The 16946-nt window shown below is 64.5% G+C and carries 12 protein-coding genes; 11 read left to right on the forward strand and 1 reads right to left on the reverse strand.

What is annotated here, in order from left to right:
- Positions 1 to 3 precede the first annotated feature (3 nt).
- From AC56LU_RS05375 to AC56LU_RS05390, 4 genes are all read left to right on the forward strand, one after another.
- Complete coding sequence (locus AC56LU_RS05375; RefSeq protein WP_497174577.1) at positions 4 to 1449, forward strand: sigma-54-dependent transcriptional regulator; 1446 nt, start codon at positions 4 to 6, stop codon at positions 1447 to 1449.
- Positions 1450 to 2033: 584 nt separating this feature from the next.
- Positions 2034 to 4964 (forward strand): ribonucleoside-diphosphate reductase subunit alpha, encoded by a 2931-nt coding sequence (locus AC56LU_RS05380; protein WP_497174578.1) that lies wholly within the window; start codon positions 2034 to 2036, stop codon positions 4962 to 4964.
- A 200-nt stretch (positions 4965 to 5164) separates the two neighbouring features.
- Positions 5165 to 6274 (forward strand): ribonucleotide-diphosphate reductase subunit beta, encoded by a 1110-nt coding sequence (locus tag AC56LU_RS05385; RefSeq protein WP_497174579.1) that lies wholly within the window; start codon positions 5165 to 5167, stop codon positions 6272 to 6274.
- Positions 6275 to 6403: 129 nt separating this feature from the next.
- Positions 6404 to 6949 carry a DUF4256 domain-containing protein gene (locus AC56LU_RS05390; RefSeq protein ID WP_497174580.1) on the forward strand — a complete coding sequence of 182 codons (546 nt, stop codon included), beginning with the start codon at positions 6404 to 6406 and terminating at the stop codon, positions 6947 to 6949.
- 301 nt (positions 6950 to 7250) lie between these two features.
- On the opposite strand, the gene AC56LU_RS05395 is transcribed toward AC56LU_RS05390, so the two are convergent.
- Positions 7251 to 7859, reverse strand: coding sequence for an outer membrane lipoprotein (locus AC56LU_RS05395; RefSeq protein WP_497174581.1), 609 nt, complete (start codon positions 7857 to 7859; stop codon positions 7251 to 7253).
- A 584-nt stretch (positions 7860 to 8443) separates the two neighbouring features.
- Here AC56LU_RS05395 and AC56LU_RS05400 point away from each other — a divergent pair.
- The 7 genes from AC56LU_RS05400 (at position 8444) to AC56LU_RS05430 (ending at position 16853) form a co-directional block, all read left to right on the forward strand.
- Entirely contained in the window at positions 8444 to 9184 is a 741-nt protein-coding gene (locus AC56LU_RS05400; protein WP_497174582.1) for a Crp/Fnr family transcriptional regulator, read from the forward strand.
- Positions 9185 to 9245: 61 nt separating this feature from the next.
- Positions 9246 to 11531, forward strand: coding sequence for a PAS domain-containing hybrid sensor histidine kinase/response regulator (locus tag AC56LU_RS05405; protein ID WP_497174583.1), 2286 nt, complete (start codon positions 9246 to 9248; stop codon positions 11529 to 11531).
- Between the two features lie 29 nt (positions 11532 to 11560).
- Positions 11561 to 12382, forward strand: a complete 822-nt coding sequence (locus AC56LU_RS05410) for a response regulator (RefSeq protein WP_497174584.1) — start codon at positions 11561 to 11563, stop codon at positions 12380 to 12382.
- A gap of 224 nt (positions 12383 to 12606) precedes the next feature.
- Entirely contained in the window at positions 12607 to 12993 is a 387-nt protein-coding gene (locus tag AC56LU_RS05415; RefSeq protein WP_497174585.1) for a response regulator, read from the forward strand.
- Positions 12990 to 14141, forward strand: a complete 1152-nt coding sequence (locus AC56LU_RS05420) for an ATP-binding protein (protein WP_497174586.1) — start codon at positions 12990 to 12992, stop codon at positions 14139 to 14141. Before AC56LU_RS05415 ends, AC56LU_RS05420 begins: the two co-directional genes overlap by 4 nt.
- Positions 14142 to 14221: 80 nt before the next feature.
- Complete coding sequence (locus AC56LU_RS05425; protein WP_497174587.1) at positions 14222 to 15919, forward strand: PQQ-dependent sugar dehydrogenase; 1698 nt, start codon at positions 14222 to 14224, stop codon at positions 15917 to 15919.
- A 127-nt stretch (positions 15920 to 16046) separates the two neighbouring features.
- Entirely contained in the window at positions 16047 to 16853 is an 807-nt protein-coding gene (locus tag AC56LU_RS05430; RefSeq protein ID WP_497174588.1) for a UCP032817 domain-containing protein, read from the forward strand.
- Positions 16854 to 16946 lie beyond the last annotated feature (93 nt).

Here is a 16946-nt window from a genome sequence, read left to right on the forward strand (position 1 = left end):
CCCATGACCGCACCCCGCATCCTCGTGGTCGACGACGAAGCCGACCTACGCGAACTGCTCGAGATCACCCTGCTCAAGATGGGGCTGGACGTCGACAGCGCCGCCACGCTGCGCCAGGCGCGCGGCCTGGTCGACGAGCACGACTATGCGCTGATCCTCACCGACATGCGCCTGCCGGACGGCCTCGGGCTGGAACTGGTGCGCGAAGTGGCGGCTGCGCACAAGGGTACGCCGATCGCCGTGATCACGGCCTACGGCAGCGCCGAGAACGCGGTGGTGGCGCTCAAGGCGGGCGCCTTCGACTACATCTCGAAACCGGTGGCGCTCGACGCGCTGCGCGTGATGGTGCGCTCCGCGCTGAAATTATCCGAGACGCCGGCGCCGCTGCCTGATGGCGCCGCGCCCGGCTCGCGCATGATCGGCGCATCAAGCGCGATGCAGTCGCTGCGCGCGCAGATCGGGCGGCTGGCGCGCTCGAACGCGCCGATCTCGATCACCGGCGAGTCGGGCAGCGGCAAGGAACTGGCCGCGCGCGAGATCCACGCCCAGAGTTCGCGCGCCGGCAAGCCCTTCGTGGCGGTGAACTGCGGCGCGATTCCCGAAACCCTGATGGAGGCCGAGTTCTTCGGCTACCGCAAGGGCGCGTTTACGGGGGCCGGCGAGGAGCGCGACGGCTTCTTCCAGGCTGCCAACGGCGGCACCCTGATGCTCGACGAAGTGGCCGATCTGCCGCTGCCGATGCAGGTCAAGCTGCTGCGCGCTATCCAGGAACGGCGCGTGCGCAAGATCGGCGCGACCATCGAAGAAGCGGTGGACGTGCGCATCATCAGCGCGACCCACCAGGACCTGGCCAGGTGCGTCGAGCAGGGCAGGTTCAGGCAGGATTTGTTCTACCGCCTGAACGTGATCGAATTGTCGCTGCCGCCGCTACGCGAACGCATCGACGACCTGGCGCCGCTGGTGGACGCGATCCTGGCGCGCCTGGCCGGTCCCGGCCAGGCCAGGCTGGGCCCGGGCGTGCTGGATGCGCTGCGCGCCTATTCCTTCCCGGGGAATATCCGCGAACTCGAGAACGTGCTGGAGCGGGCGCTGGCATTCGCGAACGACGGCGTGATCGAAGTGGGGGATCTGTCGCTCAAGGCGGCGCGCCCGGGCGATGCGGCCGTGCGCGAGCCGGCTCCGGCGCCGATGATCGTGCCGGAACCGGAGCCCGACCCCGTACCGCAGGCGACCCAGGCGCCTGCCGGTCCGGCGATGCTCGGCCCCAACGGCCTGCCCGCCAACCTGCCCGAGTACCTGAGCCAGGTCGAGCGCGACATCATCGGGCGCGCCCTGCAGCAGACCCAGTTCAACCGCACCCAGGCCGCGGCGCTGCTGGGGATCAGCGTACGCCAGTTGCGCTACCAGATGCAGAAGCTGGACATTTGCGCGCCCGACGACAACGTTTGAGATTTCTATATGTAGGGTGGGCGGGTCCCCCGCCCACGCGGTGATCGATATCAGCTACGTTGTCGTGCCGGATGATCTCGCTGCAAACGATCACCGCGTGGGCGGCATAGCCGCCCACCCTACAAGAGCAAAACAGGCGTGTCATCCTGTTGTCTTTTCGCCAGTGCAAAATGCACAAGAATGATGCGCCGGGCATGCGCTTGATGAAGGCTTGAGCAAGGATCTGGAGCAAGGTTAGTGCTCACTCACCGCATACTGCCCGTCGTTCTGGTCATACTGGCTTGTCAAGCCTGTGCACCAAAAAAAACGCAAAATATTAGCGACTTCTTTACTTGCCGTGACCTGGGTCAGGTACTACAATTAGTCTCGTATCAAGATCGAACACTAGATGTAGTGGTAGTGAACCGAAAGCAACTAGGATTCAGGTTCGACTTGAAGCTTGCTCTGCAAGCGACTGATTCAACAGCGATTTCACCCTGCCGCATTGACTTTTTCCATGCTTGCCAGCGAGGAGCTCCAGCTGGCGGGGTATCGCTTTGCTTAAAACAAACCACGGCAGGTACCCGCTGCTCACTGGAGGCTCAATGCAAACAGCACAAGACATTTCGATCAATCCACACGTCACCCCAGGCGCGTCGGCCACGACCACGCCTGCAGAGATCGTTGCGCGTGGTGACTACCGGGTTATCCGCCGTAACGGCGCCGTGGTCGCTTTCGAGCCGCACAAGATCTCGGTCGCCATGACCAAGGCTTTCCTCGCCGTCGCCGGCGGGCAGGGCGCCGCATCGGCCCGCATCCGCGAGCTGGTGGAACAGCTGACCAACAACGTGGTGGCCGCGCTGGTGCGCCGCCAGCCGAACGGCGGCACCTTCCACATCGAAGACGTGCAGGACCAGGTCGAACTGTCGCTGATGCGCTCGGGCGAGCATGACGTCGCGCGCGAATACGTGCTGTACCGCGCCAAGCGCATGGAAGAACGCAAGGCCGCCAAGGAAGCTCTAGGGGGTACCGCCGTGGCCGCACCGCAGATCAATGTGGTCGACGGCGGAGAGCGCCGCCCGCTGGACGTGAACGACGTCCACGCCCTGGTCAACGCCGCCTGCTCGGGCCTGGAAAAGCATGTCGACGCCGACGCCATCGTCGCCGAGACCCTGAAGAACCTGTACGACGGCGTGCCGGTCGAGGAGCTGCACAAGTCGGCCATCCTGGCCGCCCGCGCCCTGATGGAAAAAGACCCGGCCTACAGCCAGGTCACCGCGCGCATCCTGCTGCACACCATCCGCAAGGAAGTCTTCGGCCGCGAAGTGCCGCAAGCCGGCGCCGCGCTCGAGTACATCACCTACTTCCCGCAATACATCGCCAAGGGCATCCAGAACGAGCTGCTGGACGAAGCGCTGGGCACCTACGACCTCGAGCGCCTGGCCAAGGCCATCGTCGCCGACCGCGACCTGCAGTTCGGCTACATCGGCCTGCAGACCCTGTACGACCGCTACTTCCTGCACGTGCGCGAAACCCGCATCGAAATGCCGCAGGCCTTCTACATGCGCGTCGCGATGGGCCTGGCCCTGCGCGAAGCCGACCGCGAAGCGCGCGCCATCGAGTTCTACAACCTGCTGTCGTCGTTCGACTTCATGAGCTCGACCCCGACCCTGTTCAACTCGGGCACCCGCCGCTCGCAGCTGTCCTCGTGCTACCTGACCACCGTCGGCGACGACCTGGAAGGCATCTACGACGCCATCAAGGAAAACGCGCTGCTGTCGAAGTTTGCCGGTGGCCTGGGCAATGACTGGACCCCGGTCCGTGCACTGGGCTCGCGCATCAAGGGCACCAACGGCAAGTCGCAGGGCGTGGTGCCGTTCCTGAAAGTGGTCAACGATACCGCCGTGGCGGTGAACCAGGGCGGCAAGCGCAAGGGCGCGGTCTGCGCCTACCTGGAAACCTGGCACATGGACATCGAGGAGTTTCTCGACCTGCGCAAGAACACCGGCGACGACCGCCGCCGCACCCACGACATGAACACCGCGAACTGGATTCCCGACCTGTTCATGAAGCGTGTGATGGAAAAGGGCCACTGGAGCCTGTTCTCGCCGAGCGAAACCCCGGACCTGCACGACCTGGTGGGCAAGGCCTTCGAAGAAGCCTACGTCGGCTACGAAGCCAAGGCCGCGCGCGGCGAAATGACCGTGTACAAGAAGATCGAAGCGCTCGACCTGTGGCGCAAGATGCTGTCGATGCTGTTCGAAACCGGCCACCCATGGATCACCTTCAAGGATCCGTGCAACATCCGTTCGCCGCAACAGCACGTCGGCGTGGTGCACTCGTCGAACCTGTGCACCGAGATCACGCTGAACACCAGCGCCGACGAGATCGCCGTCTGCAACCTGGGCTCGGTGAACCTGCCGCAGCACATGAAGGGCGACGGCCTGGACCACGCCAAGCTGCAGAAGACCATCCGCACCGCGATGCGCATGCTCGACAACGTCATCGACATCAACTACTACGCCGTCGACAAGGCGCGCAATTCGAACATGCGCCACCGTCCGGTGGGCATGGGCGTGATGGGCCACCAGGACTGCCTGCACATGATGCGCGTGCCGTTCGCGTCGGAGCAGGCGGTGCAGTTCGCCGACACCTCGATGGAAGCCGTCTGCTACTACGCCTACCTGGCCTCGACCGAACTGGCCGAAGAGCGCGGCCGCTACGAGACCTACGCAGGTTCGCTGTGGGACCGCGGCATCCTGCCGCAGGATTCGATCAAGCTGCTGGCGGAAGAGCGCGGCGGCTACCTGGAGCAGGACACCAGCGCATCGATGGACTGGACCCCGGTGCGCGAGCGCATCAAGCAGTTCGGCATGCGTAACTCGAACTGCGTGGCGATCGCCCCGACCGCGACCATCTCGAACATCATCGGCGTGTCGGCCTGCATCGAGCCGACCTTCCAGAACCTGTACGTGAAGTCGAACCTGTCGGGCGAATTCACCGAGATCAATGCGTACCTGGTGCGCGACCTGAAGGCGCGCGACCTGTGGGACGAAGTCATGATCGCCGACCTGAAGTACTTCGACGGTTCGCTCTCCAAGATCGACCGCGTGCCGCAAGACCTGCGCGACATCTACGCCACCGCGTTCGAAGTCGAGCCGAAGTGGCTGGTGGAACAGGCGTCGCGCCGCCAGAAGTGGATCGACCAGGCCCAGTCGCTCAACATCTACATGGCCGGCGCCTCGGGCAAGAAGCTGGACGAAACCTACAAGCTGGCCTGGCTGCGCGGCCTGAAGACCACCTACTACCTGCGCACCATCGCCGCGACGCACATGGAGAAGTCGACCACCCGCACCGGCGCGCTGAACGCGGTGTCGGTCTCGGGCGGCCTGACGGGCGGCCACGCGGCGCCGGCCTCAGTTGCTTCGCCATCGGCGGCGGCACCCGCAGCCTCCGCTCCGGAAGTGGTGGACGGCGCCGCCTGCTACCTGCGTCCGGGCGACGCCGGCTTCGACGAGTGCGAAGCTTGCCAGTAAGCTGCCAATAATCGGCAAGCAAGTGTAAGCCAGCCGCGACGCTGGCTTACACCGTTAACCTCAAAACCGTCGTTCCCGCGAAGGCGGGAAACCAAGTTTGCCAGCACGGCACCGCGCTTGGATTCCCCGCGAGAACGACTTGAAACGAACACCGGCCGTCCGCCCTGCGCGGACGCAGCCACGAAAGAAGGAAGAACACCATGCTCTCTTGGGACGACGAACAAACCACCGCACCAGCCCCGCGCGCACCGCAAGCCGCCGGCGAAGCCGCCCCTGCCGCCGCCGAAGTCGCCAAGCGCGTCAACGCCGACGACAAGCGCATCATCAACGGCCAGACCGACGTCAACCAGCTGGTGCCGTTCAAGTACAAGTGGGCCTGGGACAAGTACCTGGCCGGCTGCGCGAACCACTGGATGCCGCAGGAAGTGAACATGCAGCGCGACATCGAGCTGTGGAAGAGCCCGAACGGCCTGTCGGAAGACGAGCGCCGCCTGGTCAAGCGCAACCTCGGCTTCTTCGTCACCGCCGACTCGCTGGCCGCCAACAACATCGTGCTGGGCACCTACCGCCACATCACCGCGCCGGAATGCCGCCAGTACCTGCTGCGCCAGGCCTTCGAGGAAGCGATCCACACCCACGCCTACCAGTACATCGTCGAGTCGCTGGGCCTGGACGAGCGCGAGATCTTCAACGCCTACAACGAGATCGCGTCGATCCACGACAAGGACCAGTTCCTGATCCCGTTCATCAACGTCCTGACCGACCCGGAATTCAAGACCGGCACCCTGGAAACCGACCAGCAGCTGCTGAAGTCGATCATCGTGTTCGCCTGCCTGATGGAAGGCCTGTTCTTCTACGTCGGCTTCACCCAGATCCTGGCGCTCGGCCGCCAGAACAAGATGACCGGCGCCGCCGAGCAGTACCAGTACATCCTGCGCGACGAGTCGATGCACGTGAACTTCGGCATCGACCTGATCAACACGATCAAGATGGAAAACCCGCAGCTGTGGACCCCGGCCTTCCGCGAAGAGCTGAAAGCCCTGTTCCTGCAGGCGGTCGAACTCGAATACCGCTACGCGGAAGACACCATGCCGCGCGGCGTGCTGGGCCTGAACGCCCCGATGTTCAAGGGCTACCTGCGCTTCATCGCCAACCGCCGCGCCGTGCAGATCGGCCTGGACCAGCTGTTCCCGAACGAAGAGAACCCGTTCCCGTGGATGAGCGAGATGATCGACCTGAAGAAGGAGCGTAACTTCTTCGAAACGCGCGTGACCGAGTACCAGACCGGTGGTGCGCTGAGCTGGGACTGATCCAGTCTTCTTGAGCTTCGCCAGAACCCGGCTGCCAGCGATGGCTGCCGGGTTTTTTCATTCCAGGTCAGGTCTGTGCTAACTTTGCATGCGCCCCCGCCAAGCCACCATGAAGGAACGATGCCAGCCATGAGCCCGGAACAAGCCGACCAACTGCTCCAGACCTTGAAAGCCCGCTTCGACAAGAACATGCAGCGCCACCCGGGACGCGCATGGTCCGAGGTAGCGGCCAGGCTCGAAGGCCAGCGGGCCGCATTGCATGCGCTGGCGGAAATGGAAGCCACCGGCGGGGAGCCGGACGTCATCTGCATCGAGGAGGGAAGTGAAAGCATCGTCTTCTGCGACTGCTCTCCCGAGACGCCGCTGGGGCGCCGCAGCATCTGCTACGACCGCGCCGCGCTGGCAGCACGCAAGGAAAACAAGCCGAAGAGCAGTGCCGAAGAGATGGCCGCCGCCATGGGCGTCAGCCTGCTGACCGAAGACCAGTATCGCGCCTTGCAGCAGCTGGGCGAATTCGACCGCAAGACCTCAAGCTGGATTGCTACGCCGGCGGAGGTCCGCAAGCTGGGCGGCGCGCTGTTCTGCGACCGCCGCTATGGCAGGGTATTCACGTATCACAACGGCGCCGAATCCTATTACGCTGCGCGAGGTTTTCGCAGCCTGCTCACCATCTGAAAAACGGCAAACGGAGCATCGTGCCACCCAAGGCCGCGTTCAGCCGATCCGACAGCCTCTTACTGCTGGCGCTTCTTTTCTTCTTTCTTGACCTTCTTCGCTTCCTTTTTTTCCTTGACGGTTTTCGCCGGTTCTTTCTTGGTGGCTTTCTTTGCGTCCTGGTTCTTACTCATATATTGGTCCCATCATTGGTTCATTGTTGATTAAGTGCGCCAAGCCAGGTAGCAGCTATTTCGAGTGATTCATTGCGCCGGCCAGGATCCCGATTTTCCGGTGTTGCCTGAGCCGGCCAGGGCCTGCTTTAGCCCTTCATCCGCACCACGCCATCGACGATCTTGACGTGATCGCCGCCCTGCCACGCGGGCTGGCCCGCCTGTGCCACGGTCCGGCTCGATCCATTGTCCATGCGCACCGTGGTTTCATAGCTGCGCGTCGACTTCGCGTGCTTTTCGATCTGGTTGCCGGCAAAGGCGCCCCCGATGGCGCCGACCACGGTCATGGCTTCCTTGCCGTGGCCGCCGCCGACCTGGTTGCCCAACAGGCCGCCCACCACGGCGCCGCCCGCCGCACCGAGCCCGCTACCGTCGCCGCGGGTGGTGATGGCGCGGAACGATTCCACGACGCCGCAGTTCTGGCAAGCGAGGGCTGGCGCCCGGCGCACCGGCTCGGCGCGCGGTGCGCGATGCACGACGGGGGAGGGCGCGCGCTGGGCCTGCACCTTGTCGGCCGCTGGGGCGGCACTCAGCATCGTGACCGTATTGTCGGCATCCCGGCTGGCCCCGTTCGACATCGGGATCCAGCCCAGCACGGCTGCGGTTCCGGTCAGGCAAAGCAGCACGACGGCGGCACTGGCAGCGATCATCATCGGATGGGCACGGTTTTTTGAAACACTGGCAAGAGGCATGTTCATGGTGATGTCTTTCTGGTGAAGTCAATATCAGGAGGGGAGTGCAAGAAACAATTCTGTCGGTGCAGCGTTATCCGCTAACTGCTTGCGGCCTTCCGTGGCTTAGCGCGCACAGCCCGAACCGTTTAAAAAAGGGAGAGCGGCAATTTTCTTTGCGATAAAAAAAACGCAAGGGATGCAATAAGACCAGCCATGCTGCTGGAAGGCCCAGACCAGGGCCACGACGCTCGACGTCGCCAGCAGCACGGTGGGGGAGGAAAACGGGCTAGGCCAATGGAAGGAACAGGGAGCGCTTGTCGCGCCGATGGTGGTGGTGGTGCCAGTTGCGTGGTGCATAGCTGCTTTCTTTGAACTTTTCCGGCGCTTCGAGGCATGAGGCTCATGCCGAGCAGGAAAAGCTGGAGGCGCATCATTGCAGCGGCTCCTGCAAACCCGACTATCGCTGCTGGCAAGCCGCCATTCCGTTCGGTACCGCGCACAGACTGCGGAAATTTCTAATTCACATTTGTGTAGGTGTTATGCCTGCCGCGTGCTACCCTGCGTCGTCCATCCATGCCTCCTCACCAGCGAGCACGCAGCACGCGTCCATGCAAGACCCCAACCAGAATCACCTCCTCGCCGCCTTGCTCGACGCAGAATTCGATCGCCTGGCCCCCCATCTCGAGTGTGTCCGCTTGCTGCTGGGCGATGTACTGTCTGAATCCGGCGGGACGCTCGATTACGTCTACTTTCCGACCACCGCCATCATTTCGATCCATTACCTGCTCGAGAACGGCGGCTCATCGGAAATCGCGGGCGTCGGTAACGAAGGGGTCCTGGGCGTCGCACTGTTCATGGGCGGCAGCACCACGCCGAGCCGTGCCGTGATCCAGACCGGCGGCTTCGGATATCGCCTGCCGGTGCGCATCCTGATGGAAGAATTCAACCGCGCAGGCCCGGTGATGCGCCTTCTCTTGCGCTACACGCAGGCCTTGCTTACCCATATGTCGCAGACGGCAGTCTGCAACCGCCACCATACCGTGGAGCAGCAACTGTGCCGCTGGCTGCTGCTCACGCTCGACCGCCTTGGCGCGGGCGAACTCACGATGACGCAGGAACTCATCTCGAACATGCTGGGCGTGCGGCGCGAAGGCGTCACCGAAGCCGCCGGCCGGCTGCAGGGGCATGGATATATCAGCTGCCGGCGTGGCCACATCACCGTGCTCGACCGGGCCGGCCTGGAGCGGCAGGTATGCGAGTGCTACGGCGTGGTCAAGAAGGAGTTCGCCCGCTTGCTGTCCGACGTGCGGCAACGCCAGAGCGCCGCCACCGCGCGCCGTGTCGCCTGACGGCGGCGGTCCACCACCACATTCCGGGCAGCTCGGCAGTCACCGGACATTCAATCGCCTCATGCAAAATACCAGTCAATTTTCCCTTGAGCGCCTTATTGCGGCCGGTTTCACCGCCACGCTGGCCGTTCTGCTCGGGGTCAGCGCATTCGCGTTCCAGGCCGCAGAGGGAGGGGCGGCCACGACCCGCATCGGCGCCAGCCTGTGCGTGCTGTCTTGCTTCCTGGCCGGCCTGCTGTGGCTCGCGCGACGGCAGTCCATGCGGCGCATTGCGCTGGAGGCGAAGACGCCGTCCGCCGCCCTGCTGAAAACCGGGGCGCTGCAGGACGCGATTTTCAACAGCGTCAACTTCTCGAGCATCGCGACCGATGCCGAGGGGGTGATCCAGATCTTCAACGTCGGCGCCCAGCGCATGCTGGGCTATGCCCCGGGCGACGTGATCGACAGGCTCACGCCTGCGAACATTTCTGACGCACAGGAACTGGTCGAGCGTGCGGCCTCGCTCAGCAGCGAATTCGGCGCCAGCATCAGCCCGGGCTTCGAGGCACTGGTCTACAAGGCGCTGCGCGGCATCGAGGACATCTACGAGCTGACCTATATCCGGGCCGACCAGACGCGCTTTCCCGCCCTGGTGTCGGTGACTGCCCTGCGCGGCGCCGACAACCAGGTGATCGGCTTCCTGCTGATCGGCACCGACAATACGGCCCGCAAGAAGGCGGACGCCGCGCAGGCCCTGCTCGACCAGCGCCTGCGCGACCAGCAGTTCTACACGCGTTCGCTGATCGAATCCAACATCGACCCCTTGATCACGACCGACCCGCGCGGCATGATCAGCGACGTCAACAAGCAAACCGAAATGCTGACCGGCCGTACCCGCGACGAGCTGATCGGTGCGCCCTTCAAGAGCTGTTTCACCGAGTCGCAGCGTGCCGACGAGGCAATCAGCCGCGTCCTGCAGGAAGGCAAGCTGACCAATTATGAACTGACGGCGCTGGCGCGCGACGGGAAGCAGACCGTGGTCTCGTTCAACGTGACCACCTTCCACGACCGCGACGGCACCCTGCAGGGCGTCTTTGCAGCGGCGCGCGACGTCACCGAGCGCAAGCGCTTCGAGCACGCGCTGCAGGAGACCAATGCCGAGCTCGGCGCCGCCAGGGAAGCGGCCGACAAGGCCAACCTGGCGAAGTCGGAATTCCTGTCGAGCATGAGTCACGAACTGCGCACCCCATTGAATGCCGTGCTCGGCTTCGCCCAGCTGATGGAATCGGAAGTGCCGCCGCCGGAGCCGCGCCAGCAGCGTTCGATCGACCAGATCCTCAAGGGCGGCTGGTATCTGCTTCGCCTGATCAACGAGATCCTCGACCTGTCCATGATCGAGGCGGGCAAGGTGACGATGTCGCAGGAATCGATGTCGATCAACGATGTGCTGCAAGACTGCAAGGGCATGATCGAACCGCAGGCGAGCAAGCGCGGCATTGCGATGCGCTTCCCGGCGCCCGGGAATGTCTTCTATGTGCACGCCGACCGTACCCGGATCAAACAGGTCATGATCAACCTCCTGTCGAATGCGATCAAGTACAACAGCGCCGGCGGGAGTGTCGTCGTCGAGTGCGCCGACAGCGGCAAGGACCGCGTCCGGATCAGCGTCACGGACACCGGCGCCGGCCTGGCGCCGGATCAGCTTGCGCAGCTGTTCCAGCCGTTCAACCGCCTGGGCCAGCACGATAGTGCCGAGGAGGGCACCGGTATCGGGCTGGTGGTGACCAGGCAGCTGGTCGAACTGATGGGCGGGCAGATCGGCGTCGATAGTGTGGTCGGCAGCGGGACGGTGTTCTGGGTTGAATTCGCGGCATCGGCGCCGCCATGCCTGGTACTCGACAACATCGACGAAGACGCGCTGGAGCGGCGCCACGTCGCGGCCCAGGACGCGGCTGACCAGCCTACCTTGCTCTACGTCGAGGACAACCCGGCCAATCTTGCGCTGGTCGAACAACTGATCGCCCGCCGCGGCGATCTGAAACTGCTCACGGCGATCGACGCCTATCTCGGCATCGAGTTGGCCCGCGCCTACCTGCCGGACGTCATCCTGATGGACATCAACCTGCCAGGCATCAGCGGTTACGGAGCGCTCAAGCGCTTGCGCGACGATCCGGTGACGGCGCACATCCCGGTGCTGGCGCTGTCGGCCAATGCCGTGCCGCGTGACATCGAAAAGGGCCTGGAGGCAGGCTTCTTCCGTTACCTCACCAAGCCGATCCGCGTGCATGAATTCATGACCGCGCTCGACCTCGCCCTGGTGCATGCCGCCAGCAGCCGTCCGCTCCTGCCTGCCGAACAGACCCACTAACATGCCAACGATTATCCAGAGGATCCTCCATGCTTGAAGCCACCGACATCCTGAGCGCAGGCATCCTGATCGTGGACGACCAGGAAGTGAACGTCATGTTGCTCGAGCAAATGTTGCGCAACGAGGGCTACCGGAACATCACGACGACCCAGGATCCGCGCGCGGTCTGCGAGCTGCACGCGCGCCAGCGCTTCGACCTGATCCTGCTCGACCTGCAGATGCCCGAGATGGATGGCTTCGAGGTGCTCGACGCGCTCAAGAAGATCGAACCGGGCAGCTATCTGCCGGTGCTGGTCATCACCGCCCAGCCGGCCCACAAGCTGCGCGCCCTGAAGGCGGGGGCCAAGGACTTTGTCAGCAAGCCCTTTGACTTTGTCGAAGTGCAGACCCGTATCCACAATATGCTCGAAGTGCGCCTGCTGTACCGCAGGCTGGCCGATCACAACCGCCTGCTCGAGCAGGCTGTGCTCGAACGCACCGCCGAGTTGCGCCTCAGCGAAGCACGTTTCCAGCGCTTTACCGAACTGTCGTCGGACTGGTACTGGGAACAGGACGCCAGCGGAAAGCTGACACAGTTTTCCGGTCCGGTCGCAGAAATGCTCGGCATCAGCCAAGGCGCGAGCCCCGACGAACTGGCGGCGGCCGGCTGGAACGTCCAGGAACGGGAGACACTCGACGCCAGGATCGCCAACCGGGAACCCTTCCTCGACTTTATCTATAGCCGTACCTTGCCGGATGGCCGCATCCAGTTCCTCCAGGTCAGTGGTGAGCCGATGTTCGACGCCAGCAGCGCGTTTGCCGGATACCGGGGCATCGGACTGGACGTCAGCGAGCGCATGCGCCGCGCCTGAGCTACTTGCACGTCATGCGCATGGCCGAATGTTCGGTTCCGAACGGAGCCGCGTCAAACAACAGACCATGATGGTGGTTCTCTCCACTACCGCCCCGCCTGCGTCGACCTGACACCGGCGGCCCCCCCGGTCGATCCTTCACCCGCCACGCGGAACCTGTGCCCGATGCCGTCGGGCCGTTCCGCGCTGCGCCGCGCTTTCCGACCGAAACCAAGGAGACAAGCATGATTTTGATTGCAGACGATGATTCGGACTTCGCCGAAAACTGTTCGATGATGCTGGAATTGCATGGCTACGACGTCAACATCGTACCGAATGGCGCACAGGCGCTGGACAGGATTTCTTCCCGACAGCCGGAACTCCTCATTTCCGATTGCTCTATGCCCGGCATGGGCGGCCTCGAACTGAGCAAGCAAATCAGGGCCAGCGCCGCCGCCAAGGACGTGCCCATCTTGCTGATGAGCGGTTCGCTCCAATGCCAGGTCGCGCCCGGAAAGAGTTACGACGCTTTCCTGCGCAAGCCCTTCCTCGCGGAAGATTTATTACTGCAGGTGCGCAAGCTGCTGCAGCGCAGCGCCGGCGCCAGCCGCGGCGACAAGGGATACACATGAAATTATCAGATTTTATCCGGACCCATCTCGAAAGCATCCTGCAGGAGTGGGAAGATTTTGCTTCGACCATGGAGCCACTGGCGGAGGCCAACAAGACCGAGTTGCGCGATCACGCGGCGGCCGTCCTGAAAGTGGTCGCCTCCGACCTGGACACGCCGCAGGCGGAGCATGAAAGCATCGCCAAGTCCAAAGGCCTTGGGCCACAAGCAAGCGCCGATACGGCGGCCGAGATCCACGCCTCCGACCGCGTCGCTTCGGGCTTTACCGGCGAACAGGTCATGGCCGAATACCGGGCACTGCGCTCGAGTGTCCTGCGCTTGTGGGCGCGCCAGGTCGAGATCACCACCGCCGACGACATCCAGGACATGATCCGCTTCAACGAGTCGATCGACCAGGCGCAGACGGAATCGATGGCGCGCTACGCGAAAATGCTGCGCGAAGCCCAGAACCTCTTCCTTGCGATCCTGGGTCACGATGTTCGCACACCGCTCGGTGCGATCAGCATGGGCGCGCAGGTATTGTTGCAGGACCAGAGCTTGCCCTCGAAAGCGCTGAAGGTCGGCCTGAGGATCTTCAACAGCTCGAAGCGGATGGACACGATCGTCCGGGACCTGCTTGATTTTTCGACGACCCACCTGGGCGACGGCATACCGGTCGATCCCCATACCGTCGACCTCGGTGAAATTTGCCTTGGCGTGGTGGAGGAAGCCCGCACCTTCCACCCGGATCGCAAGATCGATCTGGTGGTGGAGGGCGACGTGACCGGCGCCTGGGACGGGGCCCGTATCTCCCAGGCCTTCTCCAACCTGATCTCGAATGCGGTGCAGCACGGCCGGCCCGATAGCGCAATCGGGATTGCGCTGCGCGGTTTCCCGGATGCGGTGAGCTACGAAGTGAAGAACGAAGCCGAGCCGATTCCGCCGGCCAAATTGCGCACCCTGTTCGATCCTGTGAAGCGCTTCGCGATCCGTCCCGCAAACGAGCGTGTCGCATCCAGCACCCAGAACCTGGGACTGGGCCTGTATGTCGTCAAGCAGATCGTGGTAGCGCACGAAGGCGAAGTGTCGGTGAGATCGAACGAGCTCGACGGCGTGGTTTTTTCCGCACGGCTGCCGCGGCTGCATCCGCTGCGCAGGAACGATGATTGATGTAAGCGCTGTACGAGCAGCACGCATCGACAAGTTTCGCCTATGATGGCGCTTTGTCCAGTTCGACGAGGAGACCTCCCTTGCAAGCCAAGACCCTGACGCTGCATGCCGCGCTGCTCGCCAGCCTGGCAGCGGTATCCGCTGCCCATGCCGCGCCCGCGGCCACCGCCGGCCACACCACCTTCCAGAACAACTGCGCCAGCTGCCACAGCGTCGACGCTAGCCTGTCCTCGCGCGCCGGGCCGGGCCTGTTCCGCGTGCTCGGCCGCAAGGCAGCCGGCGTCCCTGGCTATAACTACTCGCAGGCGCTGACCAAGGCCGGCGCCGCCGGCAAGACCTGGACCCGCGAAGAACTCGACGTCTTCCTGGCCGACCCCGCCAGGAACGTCCCCGGCACCACGATGCCGGTCGGCGTCCCCGACAAGCAGACCCGCGCCGCGCTGGTCGACTACCTCGCCACCCTGCAGGGCGCCGTCACGGCGGCCGCGCCGGCGAAGGCCGCGACGCCACTGGAGCGCAGCGGTTCGTATGACGACAACCAGCCCGGCCGCATCCACCACATCAAGCTCACCGACATGCCGCCGCCCTTCGCCACGAGCAGCGCCGGCAACGGCCCGCGCGTCGAAGCGCGTCCGAACGGCAGCATGCCGACCGTGCCGCAGGGCTTCGCGGTGAGCATCTATGCCACCGACGCCGACAAGCCGCGCCTGCCGCTGCGCGCGCCGAACGGCGACATCTTCCTGGCCGCCACCGCCAAGGGCGAGATCAAGCTGCTGCGCGCGAAGGAAGGGCAGCAAGCTGCCACGCCCGAGGTCTTCGCCACCGGCTTGAGCCGCCCCTACGGCATGGCCTTCTGGCCGTCCGGCGCCAACCCGCAATACCTGTACGTCGCCAACGTCAATTCGGTCGTGCGCATTCCCTACCGCAACGGCGACCTGAAAGCGCGCGCCACCCCGGAAACCGTGGTGGCGCAGCTGTCCGACACCAGCGGCGGCCACACCACCCGCACCCTGGCCTTCTCGAACGACGACAAGACCCTGCTGCTGTCGATCGGTTCGGCCACCAACGTCGCCACCGAGATCGGACCCAGGCCGCCCGAGCCGATCGCGCAATGGGAAGCCAGGCACGGGGTGGGCGCCAGCTGGGGCGTGGAGACCGACCGCGCCACCGTCATGGCCTTCGATGTCGACGGCAAGAACCGCCGAACCTACGCCACCGGCCTGCGCAACTGCGTCGGCATGCTGGTCTATCCCGGCACCGGCGACGTGATGTGCACCGTGAACGAGCGCGACGCGCTGGGCGACAACCTGCCGCCGGACTACCTGACGCGCGTGAAGCAGGGCGGTTTCTATGGCTGGCCGTGGTACTACATCGGCGCCAACGAAGACCCGCGCCTGGCTGGCCAGCGTCCGGACCTGAAGGGCAAGAGCATCGTGCCGGACGTGCTGATCCAGTCGCACTCGGCGCCGCTCGGCATGACGGTGTACACGGCGCCGAAGGGCGCGAAGAACGCCTTCCCCAAGGAGTACGAGGGCGACGTCTTCGTGGCCCTGCACGGCTCCTGGAACCGCGGCGTGCGCACCGGCTACAAGGTGGTGCGCGTCTTCATGAAGAACGGCGTGCCGACCGGGCAGTACCAGGACTTCATGAGCGGCATGGTGCTGAGCGACCGTGAAGTGTGGGGGCGCCCGGCCGGCGTCGCGGTGGCGCTTGATGGCGCGCTGCTGGTGGTCGACGACGCCGGCGGCACCGTCTGGCGCATTGCGCCGCAGCGCTGAAGCACGATCCGGAACCCGCGCTTTAAAAACCCGTCATAAGACGGGTTTTTTCATTGTTGAGCCCGGTCATCATCCGCATGCTGCGCCTGCACTAAGGTAAGCGGATGACCCACGACGGAGAGCGGCGATGAATGTTCGGGAAACCCCGCGTGCGGTGACACGCACGGTGGAATGGGAATTCGCCCAGTCGCGCTATGCCTCCGTGCTGGCCGACATCCCTGCCGCCCTGTTTCCCTACTGGGCGCAGGGTGCGCACGAGGAATTCCCCGGCATTCCGCGCGACGCGTCCTTCTATGCCCAGTCGGCCGAAGGCTTGATGATGTTCTTCGATTGCGTGGCCGCCGCCGAACGCCCCTGCGCCCTGCCTTCGCGCGCGGCCGATTCGGTCTGGCATGCATGGACGCGCATGAATGCGGCTGACCTCGACCGCTTCTGCATTCTTCACTTCGGCCGCACGATTCCGCACCTCGACCAGGCAGGGATGAAGGGAAGCATGGACGAAGCACTGGCCGCCTGCCTGGTGCAGGGGCGCCGGCGCGCGTCGAAGCCGGCCGCCGGGACCGACTTGCCGCGCCTGTTCACCCTGGACCAGCGGCTGGGCATGCCGCGCGGTTTCGCTTACGGCATCGTGGGCGGCCTGGTTGCCTGTTCAAGCCTCGATGAGCTCGGGCAGCCCGACGGGCGTCAACGCGTCCCGCATGCGCTGGCGCCGCAGGGCCTCCTGCGGGCCGGCCTGATCAGCCCAGCCGAGTTTGCCAAAGTTCGCGCCAGGGTGCGCGGTCCGGTACCTTCTCTCACGGATGCCACATGGGCCGTCGTCGGCGGCGATGCGGGGCTCGACGGCGACGGCGCGAGCGGGGACGGGGCTGTGTCGTGCGGCGCAGCCAGTGCCTGCGGCAGCGGCTGTGGCGGTGGTGGCTGCGGCGGGAGCTAAGCTCGCTGCCGTCCGGATGAGGTAGTTCGACGCGTACAAGGCTTGCGCCGCGCTGCCGGCGCCGCGGCTATCATGGGCCGGTCCGGCCGGTTG

This window comes from Telluria sp. PB2R4 (assembly GCF_059685695.1).

Bases quoted from the DNA above. Each gene is read 5' to 3' on its own strand.
- AC56LU_RS05385 (WP_497174579.1), top strand. From the start codon at position 5,165: ATGCTCTCTTGGGACGACGAACAAACCACCGCACCAGCCCCGCGCGCA.
- AC56LU_RS05415 (WP_497174585.1), top strand. From the start codon at position 12,607: ATGATTTTGATTGCAGACGATGATTCGGACTTCGCCGAAAACTGTTCG.
- AC56LU_RS05375 (WP_497174577.1), top strand. From the start codon at position 4: ATGACCGCACCCCGCATCCTCGTGGTCGACGACGAAGCCGACCTACGC.
- AC56LU_RS05410 (WP_497174584.1), top strand. From the start codon at position 11,561: ATGCTTGAAGCCACCGACATCCTGAGCGCAGGCATCCTGATCGTGGAC.
- AC56LU_RS05430 (WP_497174588.1), top strand. From the start codon at position 16,047: ATGAATGTTCGGGAAACCCCGCGTGCGGTGACACGCACGGTGGAATGG.
- AC56LU_RS05380 (WP_497174578.1), top strand. From the start codon at position 2,034: ATGCAAACAGCACAAGACATTTCGATCAATCCACACGTCACCCCAGGC.
- AC56LU_RS05400 (WP_497174582.1), top strand. From the start codon at position 8,444: ATGCAAGACCCCAACCAGAATCACCTCCTCGCCGCCTTGCTCGACGCA.
- AC56LU_RS05420 (WP_497174586.1), top strand. From the start codon at position 12,990: ATGAAATTATCAGATTTTATCCGGACCCATCTCGAAAGCATCCTGCAG.
- AC56LU_RS05395 (WP_497174581.1), bottom strand. From the start codon at position 7,859: ATGAACATGCCTCTTGCCAGTGTTTCAAAAAACCGTGCCCATCCGATG.
- AC56LU_RS05390 (WP_497174580.1), top strand. From the start codon at position 6,404: ATGAGCCCGGAACAAGCCGACCAACTGCTCCAGACCTTGAAAGCCCGC.
- AC56LU_RS05405 (WP_497174583.1), top strand. From the start codon at position 9,246: ATGCAAAATACCAGTCAATTTTCCCTTGAGCGCCTTATTGCGGCCGGT.